Here is a 17,266-nt window from a genome sequence, read left to right as displayed (position 1 = left end):
AAACCCTTAATTGACGTAGCGGCGCTCCCTGTCAGAGCCGGGCCGCCGCGTCCAGTGCCGACAAATATCCTTTCGCCCCTTCCCCCTTGAAAACCTTGGTCGCGGCAAGCGCGACCAGGTCGACGTGGCGAAAGGATTCGCGCGTTTCCGGATCGCTCAAATGGACCGCGATTACCGGAGTCGTGATCGCCCTCACCGCGTCGTGAAGTGCAACCGAACTATGGCTGTAACCGCCGGGGTTGATGATCACCGCCCGTGCGCCCGCATCCTGGGCCTCGTGAAGCCAGTCGATCAAATGCCCCTCATGATTGGTCTGCCGAATATCGAGCCGGACCCCGAGCTCGCCGGCCCTGGCGGTCATCATCGCGGCAATGTCGTCAAGCGTGTCCGAGCCATAAATTTCCGGCTCCCGGCGCCCAAGCAGGTTGAGGTTGGGTCCGTTCAAAATGAAGATCAGCGGTGGCGTCGCCATGACGAGCCCCTATATGGACCGCAAGTTCATCCGGAAAGCGAAAGCAGCGACATGTCCTTTGACGGCAGTGCAGGCATTACCATCAACGGCGAACATCGCCGCGTGCCCGCGGGCACCAGCCTGGCCCAGCTCATCGCCGACATCGGGCTCGATCCGCTTCGCGTCGCGGTCGAACGGAATCTCGAAATCGTCCCGCGCTCGACTTTCGGCGAGCAGATGGTCGAGGACGGGGACAATTATGAAATCGTCCATTTCGTTGGCGGGGGTTGAGACGTTGAGTGACAATTGGACCGTGGCCGGCCGCACCTTTACCTCGCGGCTGATCGTCGGCACCGGGAAATATAAGGATTTCGAGCAAAACGCGGCGGCAGTCGAGGCCTCGGGCGCGGAAATCGTCACGGTCGCGGTGCGGCGGGTGAATATCTCCGACCGTTCGCAGCCGGTGCTGATGGATTATATCGACCCGAACAAGGTCACCTACCTCCCCAACACGGCCGGCTGCTTTACCGCCGAGGACGCGATCCGCACGCTGCGCCTGGCGCGCGAGGCGGGCGGCTGGGACCTAGTCAAGCTGGAGGTACTCGGAGAAGCACGCACGCTTTACCCTAACATGGCGGAAACGCTGCGCGCAACCGAGGTGCTGGCTAGGGATGGCTTCAAACCGATGGTCTATTGTGTCGACGACCCGATCGCCGCGAAGCAGCTGGAGGATGCCGGCGCGGTTGCGATCATGCCGCTGGGCGCCCCGATCGGATCGGGGCTCGGCATCCAGAACCTGGTGACCATCCGGTTGATCGTCGAGGGCGCAAGCGTGCCTGTGCTGGTCGATGCCGGGGTCGGCACGGCAAGCGATGCCGCGGTCGCCATGGAGCTGGGCTGCGACGGGGTGCTGATGAATACCGCCATCGCCGAAGCCAAGGAGCCGGTGATGATGGCCCGGGCCATGAAGCTGGCGGTTGAAAGCGGCAGGCTCGCCTATCTTTCGGGGCGGATGGGGAAGCGGCGCTATGCCGACCCGTCGAGCCCGCTTGCCGGCCTGATTTAGGAACGCACCGCGCCGTCCGTCCGTTGCGATGAGGGACAGGACGGCAATGACCGATTACAACGAATTGCGCGAAGCGATGGTCGCCAAGATTGCGGCGCGCGGGATCGATGATGAAGCGCTGCTCGCGGCATTCCGGGCGGTGCCCCGCGAAGATTTCGTCCCCGAAGCTTATCGATCCCATGCTTATGACGATGGGCCGTTGCCGATCGGCGCCGCGCAAACCATTTCGCAGCCCTATATCGTCGCGCTGATGATCGCCCATGCGGCGGTGGAGCCCGCCAGTCGCGTGCTCGAAGTCGGCGCCGGGTCGGGCTATGCCGCCGCGCTGCTCGGGCATCTTGCGGCCGAGGTTGTCGCGCTGGAACGGGTTGCCCCGCTTGCCGATCAAGCCAGGGCGCGGATTGCCGCGCTTGGGATCGGCAATGTCCGGGTCGTGACCGGCGATGGCTGCAACGGATGGGTCGAAGGCGCTCCCTATGACGCGATCCTCGTCGCCGCCGCCGCGCGCAGCGTTCCGAGGGCCTTGCTTGAACAGCTTCGATGCCCCGGCGGGCGACTTGTGATTCCGGTCGAACGGTTCGGCGGAGCGCAAAGGCTGGTCCGGATCGAGCGGCGGGGCCACAAGGATTTCGCCACCGCCGACCTTGGTGGCGTGCGCTTCGTGCCGCTGATCAGCGATTCCTGAGCGCGGTGATCGTCGTCTGATTGGTGATCACCTCGACATCCGTAACGCAGTGGATCAGACGGATGCCGCGGCGGGTCATCGCCCGTTCCAGCGACCCAGCGAAATCGGCGGTCGCCTCGACCCGCTCGGCCCAGCCGCCAAAGGCTTCGGCAAGCTTGGCGAAATCGGGGTTGGCAAGGCGGGTCGCGCTGATCCGCTCGGGATAGTCGCGCTCCTGGTGCATGCGGATGGTGCCGTAGGCGCCATTGTCGACCAGGATTATCAGCAGGTCGGTGCCATATTGGGCGGCGGTCGCCAGTTCCTGGCCGTTCATCAGAAAATCGCCGTCCCCGGCGATACAGACCACCGGCCGGTCCTTGAAACGCAGGCTGGCGGCGACTGCTGCGGGCAGGCCATAGCCCATCGTCCCGCTGGTCGGGGCAAGCTGGCTCGGCTGCGGACCATACTGCCAATAGCGATGCCACCAGCCGGAAAAATTGCCGGCGCCGTTGCAGATGATCGTATTTGCAGAAAGCGCGTCCCGCATCGCCCTGACGCAGGGGCCCAGGTCAAGCTTTACACCGTCGCGAGGCTTGGGGTCGCTCCATTCAAGCCATTCGCGGTGCGCTTCCTCGCCAGCCGAAAAGCGCACGAGGTCGGGGTCGCTCCACTCGTCGATCATCTGGGCGAATTCGCCCATGTCGGCGCAGATCGGCAGGTCGGCATGAAAGACCCGGCCCAGCTCATTGGGGTCGGGGTGGACATGGACCAGCGTCTGGCCGGGGTGGTCGGGGGTAACCAGCTTGTAGCCGTCTGTGGTCGACTCGCCGAGCCGGGCGCCAACCACCAGCAGCAGGTCGGCCTCGCGCACGCGTTGTTGCAGTCTGGGATTGGGGCCATAACCAAGCTGGCCGGCGTAGACGCGGCAGTCGTTGGCGACCGCGTCCTGGCGACGGAACGCGGCGATGGTCGGGATGCCGTGGCGGCAGGCGAAATTGGCGAAATGATGCCCGGCCATCGGCGACCAGTCGGCGCCGCCGATGATCGCCACCGGGTTGGTGGCGTCGCGAAGCAGCGCGAACAGCGCTTCGACTGCGCCGGGATCAGGTTCTTCGGCCAGCGGCGGGACTGGCGGACGGTCGGGGGTCTCGACCTCGTCACGCAGCATGTCCTCGGGGATCGACAATACTACCGGGCCGGGGCGGCCGGCGGTGGCAACGCGATAAGCGCGGGCGACATATTCGGGGATGCGACGGGCATCGTCGATCCTCGCCGCCCATTTTGCGATCGGTGCGAAGAAGGCCGCCATGTCGATTTCCTGGAAACCTTCGCGGTCGCGGTCGCCGCGGTCGAGATCGCCGACGAACAGGATCATCGGCGTCGAGTCCTGAAAGGCGACATGCACCCCGGCCGAGGCGTTGGTCGCCCCGGGCCCGCGCGTCACGAAGGCGACTCCCGGACGGCCCGTCATCTTTCCGTCGGCATCGGCCATATAGGCGACCCCGCCTTCCTGGCGGCAAACGATCGTGTCGATACCCTTGGCGTCGTACAGTGCATCGAGTACCGCGAGGAAGCTTTCGCCGGGTACGGTGAATATGCGGTCGCAGCCCTGGATAAGGAGCTGGTCGACAAGGATCTGGCCACCACTTCGCTTGGTCATGAGCGGCATCTAGCGGGCAACGCCGGGGAGGTTAAGCGGAAAGCGGGCTTCCTCCGCTCGCGGTTCGGCCGCCTGCCGATTGAGGCGACGGGATCATTGGCCTAGGCTGGCCGCGCCGAGCAGGGGAGCAGCGCAATGGCGCAGACCGACAGTTCCGCCGATTGGACCGGCAAGGCCGAACGTATCGCGGCCATTGCCGCCGAACAGGCGGCCGTGCACGATGCGGATGACAGTTTTGTCGCCGAGGGGTTCGCGGCGCTCGACGAAGCCGGATTTTTCTCCGCGCTGGTTCCGGTGGAACTGGGCGGAGGCGGCGCCCGCGTCGGCGAAATTTGTGATGCGCTGAGAATCATCGGCGGGGCTTGCGGGTCGACCGCGCTCGCCGCGTCCATGCACAGCCATGTGGTCGCGGTCGCGGCCTGGCGCTGGAAAAATCAGGGCGCCCCCACCGATGGCCTGTTGAAGAGGGTCGCAGCTGAGCGGCTGAAACTTGTGTCGAGCGGCGGGTCGGACTGGCTGACCAGCGCCGGGACATTGGAAAAGGTGGAGGGCGGATTCCGCCTGACCGCACGCAAGGCTTTTACCAGCGGTTCGCCGGTCGGCGACCTGCTTGCAACGAGCGCGGTTTATGACGACCCGGACGAGGGGCCGGTCGTCCTTCACTTCCCAGCGCCGCTCAAGGGCGAGGGAGTGAGCATCGCATCGACCTGGCAGGTGATGGGGATGCGCGGCACGGGGTCCGATGATGTCGTGTTCGACGGGCTGTTCATTCCCGACGGCGCGATCCTCGGCAGGCGACCGCAGGGCGAATGGCACATGCTGTTCCACATCATCAGCATGATCGCCTTCGCGCTGATCTATTCGGCCTATCTTGGCGTTGCCGAGGGAGCCCGCGACCGGTCACTGGCGATGGTCCGGAAGCGCCCCGACAACCCCCAGCTGGCGCAACTGGCCGGGGAGATGGAAAACTGCCTGCTTGCCGCGCGGCTGGCGCATCGCAGGATGGTCGAATTGGCCGAAACCGGCCGGCCCGGGCCGGAAACGACCAGCGAGGCGATGCAATGCCGGACCCTGGTCGCCGACGCCGTGATCGCCGCTGTGACCAAGGCGATGGAAGTAGCCGGCGGGGCCTCCTTCTACCGCAAGATCGGCCTTGAACGCGCATTCCGCGAAATCCAGGCGGCGCGGTTTCACCCGCTACAGGAAAAGCCGCAGCTTGACCTTGCGGGACGAGTTGCGCTCGGCTGGGGCATCGACGGGTAAGGCTCGGCGATCTGTCTGCGCTCAGCCTGGCCTGCGCACAACGTCCGACAATAGGTCGCACGGCCCGTCCCCGGTCAGGACGCTGAGGCTTCCGTCGGGCTCAAGCACCACCGCGCGGACGTCGGCCAGCGATCCGATGCCCTGCGACCGAATGGCCTGGTCGACTTCCGCTTTGTTGATCCGTTCGCTAGCCATGGTTTCGAGGCGATACTGGCCGTTCTCGACAAGCAGCGCGGGATCGCTGCGGATGAATTTTCGGATTGTCGAAAATTGCATGGAGAGTTTGGCGACGGCCCACTGCAGGCCGGCGAGCAAGACGAACGCCAACAGCCCTTCGAGGAAGGCGACGTCCTTGCTCAGCAGAACGGTCGCCAGCGTCGAACCGAAGGCAATGGTGACGATAAGGTCGAACGCGCTGAGCTTCGCCAGCGCGCGTTTTCCGGCGAAGCGGACCACGGCGACCAGCGAGATATAGGCGACCAGCGTGACGACCGTTACGCGCAGCAGGCTGTAATAATCTTCGAAGAACATGCCTTGCCAACGCATTGGCGGGCGTAGCTATCCGTTGGCGAACGATCGCGGCCGCGACCGGCCGCCGATTACGCCTGGTGGATGGCCTTCACCACCTGGTAGCTTTCAAGCCCTTCCTTGCCCCCTTCGGAACCGAAGCCCGAATCCTTCACCCCCCCGAACGGCGCGTCGGGCACCGAAATGGCAAAGGTGTTGATCCCGACCATCCCGCTTTCGATCAGCTCGCCCAGCAAGTTGGCGCGCCGACCATTTTCGGTGAAGGCAAAGGCCGCCAGGCCGAAAGGCAGGCGGTTGGATTGCTCGATCACCTCGTCAAAGGTCGAAAAGGCGCGGGTGACGGCGACCGGGCCGAACGGCTCTTCATTCATGATGTTCGCTTCGTTGGGCACATCGGCAAGCAGAGTAGGCTGGAAGAAGAAGCCGCTGTTGCCGCGTTGACCGCCGGTCAGCACCCGCGCGCCCTTCGCCGCGGCGTCTTCGATCAGCGCCCCGACCGCTTCCGGCCGCCGGTCGTTGGCAAGCGGACCCATCCTGGTGTCGGCGTCCAGCCCGTCGCCGACCTTCACCTTGCCTGTGCGTTCGGCAAAGCCCTTGAGGAAGGCGTCGTAGATCGTTTCCTGCACATAGAAGCGGGTCGGCGAAACGCAGACCTGGCCGGCGTTGCGGAATTTCTGCGGGACCACCATGTCGAGCGTCTTCTCGAGGTCGCAATCGTCGAACACCAGTACCGGGGCATGGCCGCCCAGCTCCATGGTGATGCGAGTCATGCTGTCGGCGGCCAGCTTCATCAGATGCTTGCCGACATTGGTCGAGCCGGTGAAGCTGACCTTGCGGATTTCCTTCGACCCGATCAGCGTCCGGCTGACCATGTCGGCGTCGCCATGGACCAGCTGGACGACCCCCTTGGGGATCCCGGCATCCACCAGCGCGCGGATCAGTTCGGTCGCGCAACCCGGCGTTTCGTGCGGCGGGCGGGCAATCACCGTGCAGCCCGTCGCCAGCGCGGGCGCCAGCTTCTTGGCCATCAGGTAGATCGGGAAATTCCACGGGGTGAAGGTGGCAACAGGGCCAACCGGCTGGCGGATGACCCGGGACAGTTGGCCGGCGGGACGCACCAGGGTCCGGCCATAGTCCCGCTTCACCTCTTCGGCATACCAGTCGAACAGTTGCGCCGAACCCGCCACTTCGGCCTTGGCCTCGGCGATCGGCTTGCCCTGTTCCTGGGTAAGGATCGCACCGATATGATCGGCCCGTTCGCGCAGCAGCTTGGCAGCCTTGCGCAGGATTGCGCCGCGCTTGTCGACATCGGTCGATCGCCATTCGGGCCAGGCCCGCGCCGCTGCCGCAAGGGCCTCGTCGAGATCGGCCCTGGTTGCGTAGGGCACCTCGGCAATGCCGCCAGCGGTGGCCGGGTTGACGACAGTATGGCTGTCGCGGCCTTCACCGCTTTTCCATGCGCCGTCGATGAATAGCTTCAGGTCGGTGTCGTAGCTCATCACGCCGAGATAGGCTTCCCGCCGCTTCCCGCCAACCCCGCCCCCAATGCTTGAACCGGCCCCGGCTGGCGGCTAGGCCAGCAGCAAGAAGGAGGATTGCCATGACGAAGGATGAATTGATCGCCCGGATGCAGGAGTCGGGGGCATGGCTGCCCGGCAAGACCGTCAAGATCGACTTCGGCGGCGACCAGGGCGTGATCCTTCTCGATGGCGTCAATAACAAGGTCAGCGACGCCGACCAGGATGCCGACACGACCATCAAGGTCAGCTGGGACGACTGGCAGGCGCTTGCTACCGGCCAGCTCGACGGCATGACCGCCTTCATGACCGGCAAGCTCAAGGTCGAAGGCGACATGTCCAACGCGATGCAGCTTCAGGGCGTGCTCTCGAAGCTTCGCAGCTAGGCCGATAAGGCCGTCTTGTCGTTTCGCCCAATATTCTGATTGGCGCGAGGCATTTGCAGCGGTCATTGCGGCTGTACCTGTCATTGCCGGCTGGGGACATCGACATGCTGAAACTCTTCCATTCACCCGGCGCCTGCTCGCTAGTGCCGCATATCGCCCTCGAGGAGGCTGGCGCCGAGTTTGAGGCGGTGCGGATCGTGCTGGCCGAGGGCGATCATCTCAAGGCCGAATATCTGGCGATCAACCCTCATGCCCGGGTGCCTGCGCTGGGAACCGACCAGGGAACGATAACCGAGAATATCGCAATCCTGAATTATATCGCCGACCGCTTTGGCGCTGCCGGATCGGTCCCGCGCGGCGATGCCCTCGTGGCGGCGAAGTGCAACGAGCTGCTCAGCTGGTTCGCGTCGAGTGTGCATATCTCGTTCGCGCAAGTGTGGCGGGCGAGCCGCTTCACTCGCGACGAAAGCGCCCACCAGTTGCTGATCGACGGCGGTCGCGAAAATCTGGCCGAGCATTTCGCTGAGATCGAAGGGCTGGCGGGCCAGGGCTGGCTGGCTGGCGATCGGTTCAGTGCGGCCGACTCCTACGCGCTCATATTCTTTCGCTGGGGCCGACGTTTGGGGATGGGCATGGAGGACTATCCGCGATGGGCGGCGCTCAACCGGCGACTGCTGGACCAACCTTCGGTGCAGCGGGTCGTCGAGCGCGAGGAACTGGGCATCGAGATGTTCCAGCCAGCGACATAGCCAGCCGGCCCTTTTTGCTTGCCCAGGCGAATCCGCCGCTTCCTTGACCGCGTCGGCCTGCGCCGCTTATCGCATCGGCGACAGGAGAGGATATGCAGAAAATCTATCGCGACGCCGAGGCCGCGCTCGACGGACTGTTGTTCGACGGCATGACAATTGCCGCGGGCGGCTTCGGCCTGTGCGGCATCCCGGAGCGGCTGATCGACGCGATCGTCGCATCGGGCGTGAAAGAGCTGACGATCGCGTCGAACAATGCCGGGATCGACAATGAAGGTCTCGGCAAGCTGCTCAGGACGCGCCAAGTGAAGAAGATGATCTCTTCTTATGTCGGCGAGAACAAGGAATTCGAGCGCCAGTATCTCGCCGGCGAACTGGAAGTCGAATTCTGCCCGCAGGGCACGCTCGCCGAGCGGATGCGCGCCGGCGGCGCGGGCATCCCCGGCTTTTATACCAAGACCGGGGTCGGCACGAAGGTCGCCGAGGGCAAGGAGGTGAAGAGCTTCGACGGGGAGGATTATATCCTCGAACGCGGCATCCGCGCCGACCTTGCGATCATCAAGGGCTGGAAGGCGGACGAGGCGGGGAACCTCATGTTTCGCAAGACCGCGCGCAACTTCAACGCGCCGGCCGCTACCTGCGGCAAGGTGTGCGTTGCCGAAGTCGAGCAGATCGTGCCTGTCGGAAGCTTGGACCCCGACGCGATCCACCTCCCCAGCATCTACGTTAAGCGGCTGGTCGACGGGAGCCCCTACAACAAGAAGATTGAATTTGTGACGACCCGCGAAAGGAATGCCGCCTGATGCCCTGGGACCGCAATCAGATGGCGGCGCGCGCCGCGAAGGAATTGCAGGACGGCTATTACGTCAATCTCGGCATCGGCATCCCGACGTTGGTGGCGAACAATATTCCCGACGGGATGACGGTGACGTTGCAGTCGGAAAACGGGATGCTGGGCATCGGCCCGTTCCCCTATCCCGACGAAGTGGATGCGGACCTGATCAACGCCGGCAAGCAGACCATCAGCGAACTTGGCTCGTCGAGCTATTTTTCGTCTTCCGACAGTTTCGCGATGATCCGCGGCGGCCATATCGACCTCACCGTGCTGGGGGCGATGGAGGTCAGCGAAAATGGCGACATCGCCAACTGGATGATTCCAGGCAAGATGATCAAGGGCATGGGCGGGGCGATGGACCTGGTCGCCGGGGTGAAGAAGATCATCGTCGTGATGGAACATGTCTCCAAGAACGGCGATCCCAAATTCATCCCCGAATGCACCCTGCCGCTTACCGGCAAAAATGTCGTCGACATGATCATCACCGACCTTGGTGTGTTCCAGCGGCCCGATCACCAGTCGCTGTTCAAGCTGACCGAGGTGGCGCCGGGGGTCACCGCCGACGATATCCGCGCCAAGACCACCGCGAATTACATCGAATGAGGCGGATTCCATTCCTGCTCCTGCTCCTGCTTGCCGCGACGCCCGCGGCAGCGGAGGTTCCGATTGCCATCGCCCGCACCGGCCATGCCACGGTCGCCGTTGAAGGAAGGTTCGGCGTGCGCCAGTTCGTCTTCGATACCGGCGCCGAGGGCAGCGCGGTGTATGCCGACTTCGCCGAGGAAGCCGGCTTGAAGGCTAGAGGCAGCGAAAAACTGGTCGGGCAAACCGGCGAGAGCGAGGTTGCGCTGGTCGAGCTTGGCGCAATTACCCTCGACGGCGTTACGAAGCCGGCGATCGAGGCGGCGCGCCTCCCTCCGCGCGCCGATGGGGTCAAGCTTGCCGGCATTGTCGGCCTGGACCTGTTCGGTGACAGGACAGTCGATTTCGACTTGCCGCGCGGCAAGCTTGCCTTGTTGCCGGCCGGCGCACGGCCGATCGCGGGCGAGGCCGTTGATGCAAGCCTGACGACGGGCAATCTGCTGACGATCCCGGTCCGGATCGCCGGCCATTTCGCGATCGCGGTGCTGGACACCGGCGCGCGAAAGACCCGGATCAACTGGAAGCTCGGTCACCTACTTGGTATCGATCCGGACAAGATCGCCAAGGGCGATGCGATCCAGGGTGCCACCAACAATCGGGTGGAAACGGGCGCGACGACCATTACTGACGTGCATATGGGAACGCGTCATTTGCCCGATGCGCCGGTGCTGGTCGCCGACCTTCCCGTCTTCGCGGCCTTTGGCGTCGCCGATCGGCCGGCGATCATCCTTGGCATGGACTGGCTGACCAAAACGCGCATGGTGGTCGACTTTCCGGCCCGCAAAGTCTGGTTTGAGGGGCAGGATTGAAGTTTGCGCCGATCGTACTGGCCGCACTGGCCATGGCCTGTTCAAAGGCTCCGACCCTGATCGACGGGTCATCGGCCGAAACCTTTGCGCAGACGATCGAAGAGGCACGGCGCGACCTGCCGATCAAGGACCGGCTGACCTTCGACGCCGCGCTGCATAACCCGGTCGGGCGCAGATTTTCCGCCGGCGACCTCGATGAGGCGATCCGGCAAAGCTATCATGGCATGACCGCGGCACAGGTCGTTGCGGACGCAAGGGCGCGCGGGATCGGATGAGGGAGGCGAAGATGCGGACAGCAATTGGACTGGGGCTGGCGCTGGCGGCGGCCACACCTGCTGCGGCACAGACGCCCGAACTCAAGCTCTGGAGGCTCGATTGCGGGTCGATCGCGGTCAGCGACTTCGACGTATTTTCTGACACCTATCTTTATCCCGGCAAGCCCAAGCAGCTGACCGCAAGCTGTTATCTGGTGAAGCACGGCGATCGCTATCTGCTATGGGATACCGGTGTTGCCGGCCCGGCCAAGGAATGGGTATTCACGATAGGGCTCAAGGAGCGGATCACCGACCAGCTGAAGCGGATCGGGGTCGAGCCCGAGCGGGTCAATTTTGTCGGCATCAGCCATTATCATGACGACCATACCGGCCAGGCGGCGGACTTTCCCAAGGCGACCCTGCTGATGGGCAGCGGCGACTGGGAGGCGGTCAAGGCGCGGCCGGAAACCGCGGCGCGGTTCAAGCCGTGGATCGAGGGAGGGGCCAAGGTCGATCCGGTCAGCCGCGACAAGGATGTGTTCGGCGACCGGAGCGTCACCATCCTCGACATGCCGGGGCACACGCCAGGCCATAAGGCGCTGCTGGTGCGCTTGAAAAGCGGGCCGGTGCTACTCAGCGGGGACCTCTACCACGCCACCGAACAGGTCGCGAACCGCGGTGTGCCGATCTTCAACACCAACCGGGCCGACACGCTGGCCTCGTTCGACCGCTTCCAGGCCATTGCCAGCAACATTGGGGCCAAGGTTATCATCCAGCATGAAGCGGATGATATTGCCAAACTTCCGGCCTTCCCCGAGGCCGCGCGATGAAGGCACTGCTGTCGCACGATCCCGGTGGTCCCGAGACGCTCAAGATCGCCGATTTGCCCGACCCGAAGCCGGGTGAGGGTGAATTGCTGGTGCGAGTGCGGGCCGCGGCGATCAACTATCCCGACGTGCTGATCATCGAAGACAAATATCAGTTCAAGCCGCCGCGCCCCTTTGCGCCAGGCGGTGAAATCGCGGGCGAGGTCGAAGCGGTTGGCGAGGGCGTCGACGGCTGGTCGGTCGGCGACCGGCTGATCGCGGTGCCCGGTTGGGGCGGCCTTGCGGAAAAGGTCGTGATCGCCGCTAAGTCGGCGATTCCGCTTCCGGCGGAACGCAGCTTCGTCGATGGCGCGGCGCTGTTGCTGACCTACGCCACGTCGATCCATGCGCTTTACGATCGCGGACATCTTGAGGAAGGCGACACGCTGCTGGTGCTTGGCGCGGCAGGGGGCGTCGGGCTGGCCGCTATCGAGCTTGGCAAGGCTAGGGGTGCGCGGGTCATTGCCGCCGTATCGTCGGAAGGCAAGGCGCGTGCCGCGCGCCAGGCCGGGGCCGACGATGCGATCATCTATCCCCGGGGGCCGTTCGACCGCGTTGGCCAGAAAGCGCTTGCGCAACTGTTCAAGGACGCGGTCGGTCCCAACGGCGCCGACGTCATCTACGATCCGGTTGGCGGGGACTATGCGGAGCCGGCGCTGCGCGCGATCGGCTGGGAAGGGCGCTACCTGGTGGTCGGCTTTCCAGCGGGAATCCCCAGGCTGCCGCTGAACCTCACCCTGCTCAAAAGCTGCGACGTATGCGGCGTCTTCTGGGGCGCGTTCGCGGCCCGGGACCCAAAGGGCAACGCCGCCCACGTTGCCGAGCTGTTCCGCCTGTGGGACGCCGGCAAGATCGGGCCAAAGGTCAGCGCGACCTATCCGCTCGGCAGGGCGGGCGAAGCGATTGCCGCAATGGCCGGTCGGGAGGCGATCGGGAAACTGGTCGTCACGCTCGACTGACCGGCCGGACGAACAGGCCGCAGACCTGGACGACCAGCCGTTCGACCCAATCCGGGTCGATCGGCGCGCCGCGGATGAAGCGCTGGAAATAAAGCGGCCCGGCGGCCATCGCGAAGACGGCGTCTCGGTCGATATTCGCCGGCAACTCGCCGCGGGCGATGGCCCCGTCGAACATCGGCGCGATGAGCTTGCGGCGGCTTTCCCAGAACCGCTCCGATTCTCCCGGCGCGACCCCCGATTGAAGGGCTCCGGCGATTTCCATCAGCGGCGGACCCAGCGGCCCGTTCAGGATCCTTGCCAGGTTGAGCATGGCGATGCGCATGTCGGCGCAGAATGACCCGCTGTCGAACTTTGCCGTTTCGCGGCTGGCTAGGTCGATCACTGCTTCCATGATGATTGGCCAGCGGTCGGCGCTTCGCCGGTAGAGGGTCGAGCGTTGGACCCCGGCGCGCTCGGCGATGGCCTTGATGGTGCAGGCGTCGAGCCCCTGTTCGGCCAGCAATTGCTGAACGGCACCGTTGATCCGCCGCGTGACCTCAGCGGTTCTTCCACCGGGACGTTTCTGATCAGCCTTGTTTTTCAAGATGTTGACTATCTGGCACGGGGTTAATAAACGCAACCATCTGTAGTTTTAGTTGATCCTGGCATTTTTGTCTATTTTCCGCGGTTGGCCATAAGGCTCCGCGCAGTGGAGTGTTGGATGGAAGGCGAGTCGCCGCCTCGAATATTGATTACCGGTGCTTCGGACGGCATTGGCCGTGCCTGCGCCCAGACCCTTTCCGCAAGGGGCGCCGAAGTGATCCTTTGTGACGACCAGGTCGAGCCGCTGGCCGCTGTTGCCGAGCAGCTAGCTGCGACGGCGCGCTATTGCGATGTTTCTTCCGAAGCCAGCGTCGCCGTTTTCGCGGCTGACCTGCTGGGCCTTTGTCCAGGCCTCGACGTCGTCATCAACGCCGCGGGTGGAGGCTATCAGCGGACGCTCGGCATGTACCGCGTTTCGCGCGCGCTTCTGCCCGCGCTGAAGCGGGGCGGTCGCCAGAGGCTGCTGGTCAACGTGCCGCCTTCCGAGGAAGACGGCGAAGCCGCCATCTTTCCCTATGCCAGCAGCCTCCAGGCCTTTCACCGGCTGTCCGCGGCCCTGGCGGCGGAGACCCGTGGCACTGGCGTCCAGGTCGTGATCGCCTGTCCCCGAACGTTGAAGATCACCCAGGCCGCCCCTGACCGCGATGCCTGCTATTGGCCCGAAGACGGTGTCGGCGGCCTTGCCGAACGCGACGGCGAGCAATTGATCGCCGACGACCTGGCGGCCCTCATCGTGCCGCCATCGCCCGAAGACGAGCGCCGTATCGCCTGACTGCTGGACGGGAAGGGCGCCGCTCACTATCTGATCTGTTGAACAGACAGGATGGTACCATGACCCAATTCGACGATCGCGAGCGCGCGTTCGAGGCTAAATTCGCCCGTGACGAGGAAATGCAGTTCCGGATCATCGCCCGCCGGAACCGGCTTCTCGGCGAATGGGCCGGACGGCTGATGAACCTGAGCGAGGTCGAGACCGAAGCCTATGCGAAGGACGTGGTCCGCGCCGACTTCGAAGAAGCCGGTGACGAGGACGTCATTCGCAAGGTGCTGGGCGACCTCACCGCGGCGGGGGTCGATTGCGACGAGGCGCGGATCCGCGAGGCGCTTGGCCACAAACTGGTCGAAGCGCGTCGCCAGCTGATCGAGTCGTTGGACTGATCCATGCCAATGGCCGCCGATGAGATTGAAGCGCTAATCCGCGAAGCACTGCCCGATGCGCGGATCGAGATCCGTGACTTGGCGGGTGACGGCGATCATTATGCGGCCAAGGTCGTTTCCACGGTCTTCGCTGGCATGAGCCGCGTTCGCCAGCACCAGCTGGTCTACAAGGCGCTCGGCGGACGGATGGGCGGCGAATTACACGCGCTGCAGCTTGAGACTGCTGCGCCTGACGGAGAATGACGATGAGTGACGTTAAGGAGCGGATCGACGCCCTTGTGAAATCGAACGAGGTGCTGCTGTTTATGAAGGGCAGCACGCTGTTTCCCCAATGCGGCTTTTCAAGCCGGGCGGTGGCGATCCTCGACCACCTGGGCGTGCCTTTTGAGACGGTCGACGTGCTCCAAGACCAGGACATCCGGACCGGGATCAAGGATTATTCGGATTGGCCGACCATTCCTCAGCTCTATGTGAAGGGCGAATTTGTCGGCGGCAGCGACATCATGATGGAAATGTTCGAGAGCGGGGAGCTTCAGCAGCTCGTAAAAGGCTGAGCTGGCCGGGCTGCAGCCCGCGGCCTCCTCCTGCGAGAGGGAAGGGCGCGGGCGGCCCCCGAAACATCGATGATCGGCTCCAAACGAAAAGGGGACGGCGAGGCGGGACCAGAAAACCGCTCTTGCCGTCCCCTTTGTGTTGGCGTGGAACCAAGTGGACAGCAATAACTTTGCAACCGCCGTGCCAATTGAAACAAATGGCAGTATTCCGCTGAAAAAATAAGCTGTGGTCCGGTCCGATGTTCGCCGTTCGTAAAAAATCCCGACATTACTCCTCTCGTAGAGGATCCCCGAAGTTTCGTGTTTACAACTGTAGTCGTGACGCTTACAACTGTAATCGAAAGGGGCGAATCGATGGATATTCGCATCAGCGATGCCGAGCTTGACGTGATGGAGGTGCTGTGGGCGGCGAGCCAGCCGCTGACCGCCGCCGATATTGCCGAGCGGATCGATGCCGAACGCGGCTGGTCGCTTGCGACCGTCAAGACGATGCTCTCGCGCCTTGCCGCCAAGGGTGCCCTTGGCCACCGCGAGGACGGGCGGCGTTTCCTCTATTCCCCGGCGATCCGCCGCGATGCCTATGTCGGGACGGAATCCCGGCGGTTTGTCGAAAAATTGTTCGGTGGCCGTCTGTCACCGCTGGTCGCCCACCTAGCGGAGGGCGATGCGCTCGGCGAGGAAGACATTGCCGCCATCGAGGCTCTGCTCAAGGAACTGAAATCGTGACGCAATGGCTGCTCGATACGCTGCTCGCCACGTCAGCGCTGATGCTGCTGGTGCTGTTGATCCGCGAGCCGGTCCGCCGCCACTTCGGGTCGCGCGTCGCCTATGGCCTTTGGCTGCTGCCGGCCGCGCGCCTGCTGATGCCGACCATCCGCGAGACCGTTGAACGCCCGGTGATGTTCGACGTATCGCCGCGCCTGCTGAGCGTTCAGGCTTCTGTCGAGCCGATGTTGATGAGCCGGGTGACCCCGGTGGAGCCCGGCCTGATTGACCAGCTTGGCGGTTGGCCGTTGATCCTGATTGCCGTCTGGCTGGGGGGCGCCGCCGCCCTGTTCGCCAATCGTATGCGGGCCTTTCACCGCGAACGGGCGGCGATCCTCGCCAGTTCGAACGCGATTGGCCGGGTCGGGCAAATCCGCATCGTCAGATCGGCCGAGGTCGTCGGGCCAATGGCCTTCGGCATTGTCGATCGGGTGATCGCCGTTCCGGCCGACTTCGACAGGCTTTACCAGCCGCATGAGCGCCGCCTGGCGCTTGAGCATGAGCTTTCCCACCACCGGTCGGGCGACCTCATTGCCAATCTTTTTGCCTTTGTCCTCCTCTGCCTCCAGTGGTTCAACCCGCTCGCCTGGGTCGCTCACGCCGCTTTTCGCTTCGACCAGGAAGCAGCGTGCGATGCCCGGGTGCTGGACAAGGTCAATGCCGGTGAACGCGCCGATTACGGTCGCGCGATCGCTAAGGCCGCTTCGGGACGGGCGCTGCTGTTCGCATCGGCGCTCGATCGACGCAACACCCTGCACAAGAGGCTGAAATCCATGTTAAGCAACCCTACCAACGGTCGCCGCACGAGCGGCCGCGCGATGATCCTCGTCGCCCTCGCCGTGTCCCTGCCGCTCACCGCGACCCGCGCCATCGACTATGTCGACGTGCCGGTAGCTCCGGCGGCGCCGGCCCAGGCTGCCACGGCGCCGCTCGCGCCGCGTCGGGCGCCCGCGCCCGCCGCACCGGCCGCCGCGATCGCGGCACCGGCCGCAGCGATCGCGCCCAACGCACCGCAACCGCCGGTCGCCCCCGCTGCGGGCAATGGGCGGCGGGTCCTGATGATCGACGGTCAGCGCAAGAATTGGGACGATCTCACCCCCGAACAGAAAGCGGAAGTTCGCCGCTCGATCGAGCAGGCGCGCGAAGAACTCGCTCGCACCCGCGTCGATCGCGCCGAAATCCGCCGCGAAATGCGCGAGGCCATGGCCGAGATGAAGTCCGACCATGCCGGCCATCGTCGTGAGATGGCGCGGGCCAAGGCCGAGATCGCCGACGCCATCCGCGAAATCGACTCCGAAGCCGCCGAACTCCGCCGCGCCGGGCTCGACCCCGAACAGCTCAAGGCGACCATTCGCGCCTCGCTTGCCGCGGTCGATACGATGGAAATCGACCGCAACATTCGCAAGGCGATGAGCAAGGTCGACGAGCGCGCAATCGCAGCAAGCATCGCCGCCGCCGAGAAGTCGATGGCCGCTGCCAAGGCAGAGCTCGACCGGCTAGAAAAATCTGACAACCGATAATTCGGCTCGAAGCGGTGCAAGGCGTTACCCAATGGCGCTTT

At 64.4% G+C, this 17,266-nt stretch carries 21 protein-coding genes and 1 pseudogene; 17 read left to right on the top strand and 5 right to left on the bottom strand.

Features of this window, described 5'->3' with window-relative positions; genetic code table 11:
* Positions 1-31: 31 nt before the first annotated feature.
* Positions 32-472 carry a type II 3-dehydroquinate dehydratase gene (locus FMM02_RS02730; RefSeq protein ID WP_147493430.1) on the bottom strand — a complete coding sequence of 147 codons (441 nt, stop codon included), beginning with the start codon at positions 470-472 and terminating at the stop codon, positions 32-34.
* Between the two features lie 51 nt (positions 473-523).
* On the opposite strand from FMM02_RS02730, the pseudogene thiS reads away from it, so the two are divergent.
* Positions 524-1,517: pseudogene (gene thiS, locus FMM02_RS02720) on the top strand (sulfur carrier protein ThiS).
* Between the two features lie 46 nt (positions 1,518-1,563).
* On the top strand, positions 1,564-2,202 hold the full coding sequence (locus tag FMM02_RS02715; protein WP_147493427.1) for a protein-L-isoaspartate(D-aspartate) O-methyltransferase: 639 nt from the start codon (positions 1,564-1,566) through the stop codon (positions 2,200-2,202).
* Here the strand turns inward: FMM02_RS02715 and FMM02_RS02710 are convergent.
* On the bottom strand, positions 2,189-3,850 hold the full coding sequence (locus tag FMM02_RS02710) for a thiamine pyrophosphate-binding protein (protein WP_147493426.1): 1,662 nt from the start codon (positions 3,848-3,850) through the stop codon (positions 2,189-2,191). The genes FMM02_RS02715 and FMM02_RS02710 overlap by 14 nt on opposite strands.
* A 126-nt stretch (positions 3,851-3,976) precedes the next feature.
* On the opposite strand from FMM02_RS02710, the gene FMM02_RS02705 reads away from it, so the two are divergent.
* Positions 3,977-5,104 (top strand): acyl-CoA dehydrogenase family protein, encoded by a 1,128-nt coding sequence (locus FMM02_RS02705; protein ID WP_147493425.1) that lies wholly within the window; start codon positions 3,977-3,979, stop codon positions 5,102-5,104.
* Positions 5,105-5,125: 21 nt separating this feature from the next.
* Here FMM02_RS02705 and FMM02_RS02700 read toward each other — a convergent pair whose 3' ends face one another.
* Both FMM02_RS02700 and FMM02_RS02695 read right to left on the bottom strand, forming a co-directional pair.
* Positions 5,126-5,650 (bottom strand): DUF421 domain-containing protein, encoded by a 525-nt coding sequence (locus FMM02_RS02700; protein ID WP_246104806.1) that lies wholly within the window; start codon positions 5,648-5,650, stop codon positions 5,126-5,128.
* A 53-nt stretch (positions 5,651-5,703) separates the two neighbouring features.
* Positions 5,704-7,131 (bottom strand): NAD-dependent succinate-semialdehyde dehydrogenase, encoded by a 1,428-nt coding sequence (locus FMM02_RS02695; protein WP_147493424.1) that lies wholly within the window; start codon positions 7,129-7,131, stop codon positions 5,704-5,706.
* A gap of 101 nt (positions 7,132-7,232) precedes the next feature.
* Here FMM02_RS02695 and FMM02_RS02690 point away from each other — a divergent pair, with 101 nt between their 5' ends.
* From FMM02_RS02690 to FMM02_RS02655, 8 genes are all read left to right on the top strand, one after another.
* Positions 7,233-7,535, top strand: coding sequence for an SCP2 sterol-binding domain-containing protein (locus FMM02_RS02690; RefSeq protein WP_147493423.1), 303 nt, complete (start codon positions 7,233-7,235; stop codon positions 7,533-7,535).
* 104 nt (positions 7,536-7,639) lie between these two features.
* Positions 7,640-8,284 (top strand): glutathione S-transferase family protein, encoded by a 645-nt coding sequence (locus FMM02_RS02685; protein WP_147493422.1) that lies wholly within the window; start codon positions 7,640-7,642, stop codon positions 8,282-8,284.
* A gap of 92 nt (positions 8,285-8,376) precedes the next feature.
* Positions 8,377-9,084 carry a CoA transferase subunit A gene (locus tag FMM02_RS02680; protein WP_147493421.1) on the top strand — a complete coding sequence of 236 codons (708 nt, stop codon included), beginning with the start codon at positions 8,377-8,379 and terminating at the stop codon, positions 9,082-9,084.
* Complete coding sequence (locus tag FMM02_RS02675) at positions 9,084-9,719, top strand: 3-oxoacid CoA-transferase subunit B (RefSeq protein WP_147493420.1); 636 nt, start codon at positions 9,084-9,086, stop codon at positions 9,717-9,719. Before FMM02_RS02680 ends, FMM02_RS02675 begins: the two co-directional genes overlap by 1 nt.
* A complete protein-coding gene (locus tag FMM02_RS02670; protein ID WP_147493419.1) occupies positions 9,716-10,567 on the top strand; it encodes an aspartyl protease family protein in 852 nt (283 codons plus the stop codon). Before FMM02_RS02675 ends, FMM02_RS02670 begins: the two co-directional genes overlap by 4 nt.
* A complete protein-coding gene (locus FMM02_RS02665; protein WP_147493418.1) occupies positions 10,564-10,842 on the top strand; it encodes a hypothetical protein in 279 nt (92 codons plus the stop codon). Before FMM02_RS02670 ends, FMM02_RS02665 begins: the two co-directional genes overlap by 4 nt.
* Positions 10,843-10,853: 11 nt before the next feature.
* Positions 10,854-11,651 (top strand): N-acyl homoserine lactonase family protein, encoded by a 798-nt coding sequence (locus FMM02_RS02660; RefSeq protein WP_147493417.1) that lies wholly within the window; start codon positions 10,854-10,856, stop codon positions 11,649-11,651.
* Positions 11,648-12,646 (top strand): NADPH:quinone oxidoreductase family protein, encoded by a 999-nt coding sequence (locus FMM02_RS02655; protein WP_187107821.1) that lies wholly within the window; start codon positions 11,648-11,650, stop codon positions 12,644-12,646. Before FMM02_RS02660 ends, FMM02_RS02655 begins: the two co-directional genes overlap by 4 nt.
* Here FMM02_RS02655 and FMM02_RS02650 read toward each other — a convergent pair.
* Positions 12,633-13,229 carry a TetR/AcrR family transcriptional regulator gene (locus FMM02_RS02650; protein WP_187107820.1) on the bottom strand — a complete coding sequence of 199 codons (597 nt, stop codon included), beginning with the start codon at positions 13,227-13,229 and terminating at the stop codon, positions 12,633-12,635. The genes FMM02_RS02655 and FMM02_RS02650 overlap by 14 nt on opposite strands.
* 117 nt (positions 13,230-13,346) lie before the next feature.
* Between FMM02_RS02650 and FMM02_RS02645 the strand changes: the two genes are divergently transcribed.
* From FMM02_RS02645 to FMM02_RS02620, 6 genes are all read left to right on the top strand, one after another.
* Entirely contained in the window at positions 13,347-14,000 is a 654-nt protein-coding gene (locus tag FMM02_RS02645) for an SDR family NAD(P)-dependent oxidoreductase (RefSeq protein ID WP_147493415.1), read from the top strand.
* A 59-nt stretch (positions 14,001-14,059) separates the two neighbouring features.
* Positions 14,060-14,386, top strand: a complete 327-nt coding sequence (locus FMM02_RS02640) for a DUF1476 domain-containing protein (RefSeq protein ID WP_147493414.1) — start codon at positions 14,060-14,062, stop codon at positions 14,384-14,386.
* A 3-nt stretch (positions 14,387-14,389) separates the two neighbouring features.
* Entirely contained in the window at positions 14,390-14,629 is a 240-nt protein-coding gene (locus FMM02_RS02635; RefSeq protein WP_147493413.1) for a BolA family protein, read from the top strand.
* 2 nt (positions 14,630-14,631) lie between these two features.
* Positions 14,632-14,940, top strand: a complete 309-nt coding sequence (gene grxD / locus FMM02_RS02630; protein ID WP_147493412.1) for a Grx4 family monothiol glutaredoxin — start codon at positions 14,632-14,634, stop codon at positions 14,938-14,940.
* Between the two features lie 354 nt (positions 14,941-15,294).
* On the top strand, positions 15,295-15,666 hold the full coding sequence (locus FMM02_RS02625; protein WP_147493411.1) for a BlaI/MecI/CopY family transcriptional regulator: 372 nt from the start codon (positions 15,295-15,297) through the stop codon (positions 15,664-15,666).
* Positions 15,663-17,225 (top strand): M56 family metallopeptidase, encoded by a 1,563-nt coding sequence (locus FMM02_RS02620; protein ID WP_147493410.1) that lies wholly within the window; start codon positions 15,663-15,665, stop codon positions 17,223-17,225. Before FMM02_RS02625 ends, FMM02_RS02620 begins: the two co-directional genes overlap by 4 nt.
* Positions 17,226-17,266 lie beyond the last annotated feature (41 nt).

It is taken from the genome of Sphingomonas xanthus (assembly GCF_007998985.1).
GTDB classification, from domain to species: Bacteria; Pseudomonadota; Alphaproteobacteria; order Sphingomonadales; family Sphingomonadaceae; genus Sphingomicrobium; species Sphingomicrobium xanthum.
The sequence above is the reverse complement of the archived record's forward strand: the minus strand, read 5'-3'. Positions and strand labels throughout refer to the sequence as shown.

Excerpts from the sequence above, each read along its gene's own strand:
- FMM02_RS02705 (WP_147493425.1), top strand. The coding sequence starts at position 3,977 with ATGGCGCAGACCGACAGTTCCGCCGATTGGACCGGCAAGGCCGAACGT.
- FMM02_RS02700 (WP_246104806.1), bottom strand. The coding sequence starts at position 5,650 with ATGCGTTGGCAAGGCATGTTCTTCGAAGATTATTACAGCCTGCTGCGC.
- FMM02_RS02730 (WP_147493430.1), bottom strand. The coding sequence starts at position 472 with ATGGCGACGCCACCGCTGATCTTCATTTTGAACGGACCCAACCTCAAC.
- FMM02_RS02645 (WP_147493415.1), top strand. The coding sequence starts at position 13,347 with ATGGAAGGCGAGTCGCCGCCTCGAATATTGATTACCGGTGCTTCGGAC.
- FMM02_RS02635 (WP_147493413.1), top strand. The coding sequence starts at position 14,390 with ATGCCAATGGCCGCCGATGAGATTGAAGCGCTAATCCGCGAAGCACTG.
- FMM02_RS02680 (WP_147493421.1), top strand. The coding sequence starts at position 8,377 with ATGCAGAAAATCTATCGCGACGCCGAGGCCGCGCTCGACGGACTGTTG.
- FMM02_RS02715 (WP_147493427.1), top strand. The coding sequence starts at position 1,564 with ATGACCGATTACAACGAATTGCGCGAAGCGATGGTCGCCAAGATTGCG.
- FMM02_RS02625 (WP_147493411.1), top strand. The coding sequence starts at position 15,295 with ATGGATATTCGCATCAGCGATGCCGAGCTTGACGTGATGGAGGTGCTG.
- FMM02_RS02690 (WP_147493423.1), top strand. The coding sequence starts at position 7,233 with ATGACGAAGGATGAATTGATCGCCCGGATGCAGGAGTCGGGGGCATGG.
- FMM02_RS02685 (WP_147493422.1), top strand. The coding sequence starts at position 7,640 with ATGCTGAAACTCTTCCATTCACCCGGCGCCTGCTCGCTAGTGCCGCAT.
- FMM02_RS02695 (WP_147493424.1), bottom strand. The coding sequence starts at position 7,131 with ATGAGCTACGACACCGACCTGAAGCTATTCATCGACGGCGCATGGAAA.
- FMM02_RS02660 (WP_147493417.1), top strand. The coding sequence starts at position 10,854 with ATGCGGACAGCAATTGGACTGGGGCTGGCGCTGGCGGCGGCCACACCT.
- grxD (WP_147493412.1), top strand. The coding sequence starts at position 14,632 with ATGAGTGACGTTAAGGAGCGGATCGACGCCCTTGTGAAATCGAACGAG.
- FMM02_RS02655 (WP_187107821.1), top strand. The coding sequence starts at position 11,648 with ATGAAGGCACTGCTGTCGCACGATCCCGGTGGTCCCGAGACGCTCAAG.
- FMM02_RS02675 (WP_147493420.1), top strand. The coding sequence starts at position 9,084 with ATGCCCTGGGACCGCAATCAGATGGCGGCGCGCGCCGCGAAGGAATTG.
- FMM02_RS02710 (WP_147493426.1), bottom strand. The coding sequence starts at position 3,850 with ATGCCGCTCATGACCAAGCGAAGTGGTGGCCAGATCCTTGTCGACCAG.
- FMM02_RS02640 (WP_147493414.1), top strand. The coding sequence starts at position 14,060 with ATGACCCAATTCGACGATCGCGAGCGCGCGTTCGAGGCTAAATTCGCC.
- FMM02_RS02670 (WP_147493419.1), top strand. The coding sequence starts at position 9,716 with ATGAGGCGGATTCCATTCCTGCTCCTGCTCCTGCTTGCCGCGACGCCC.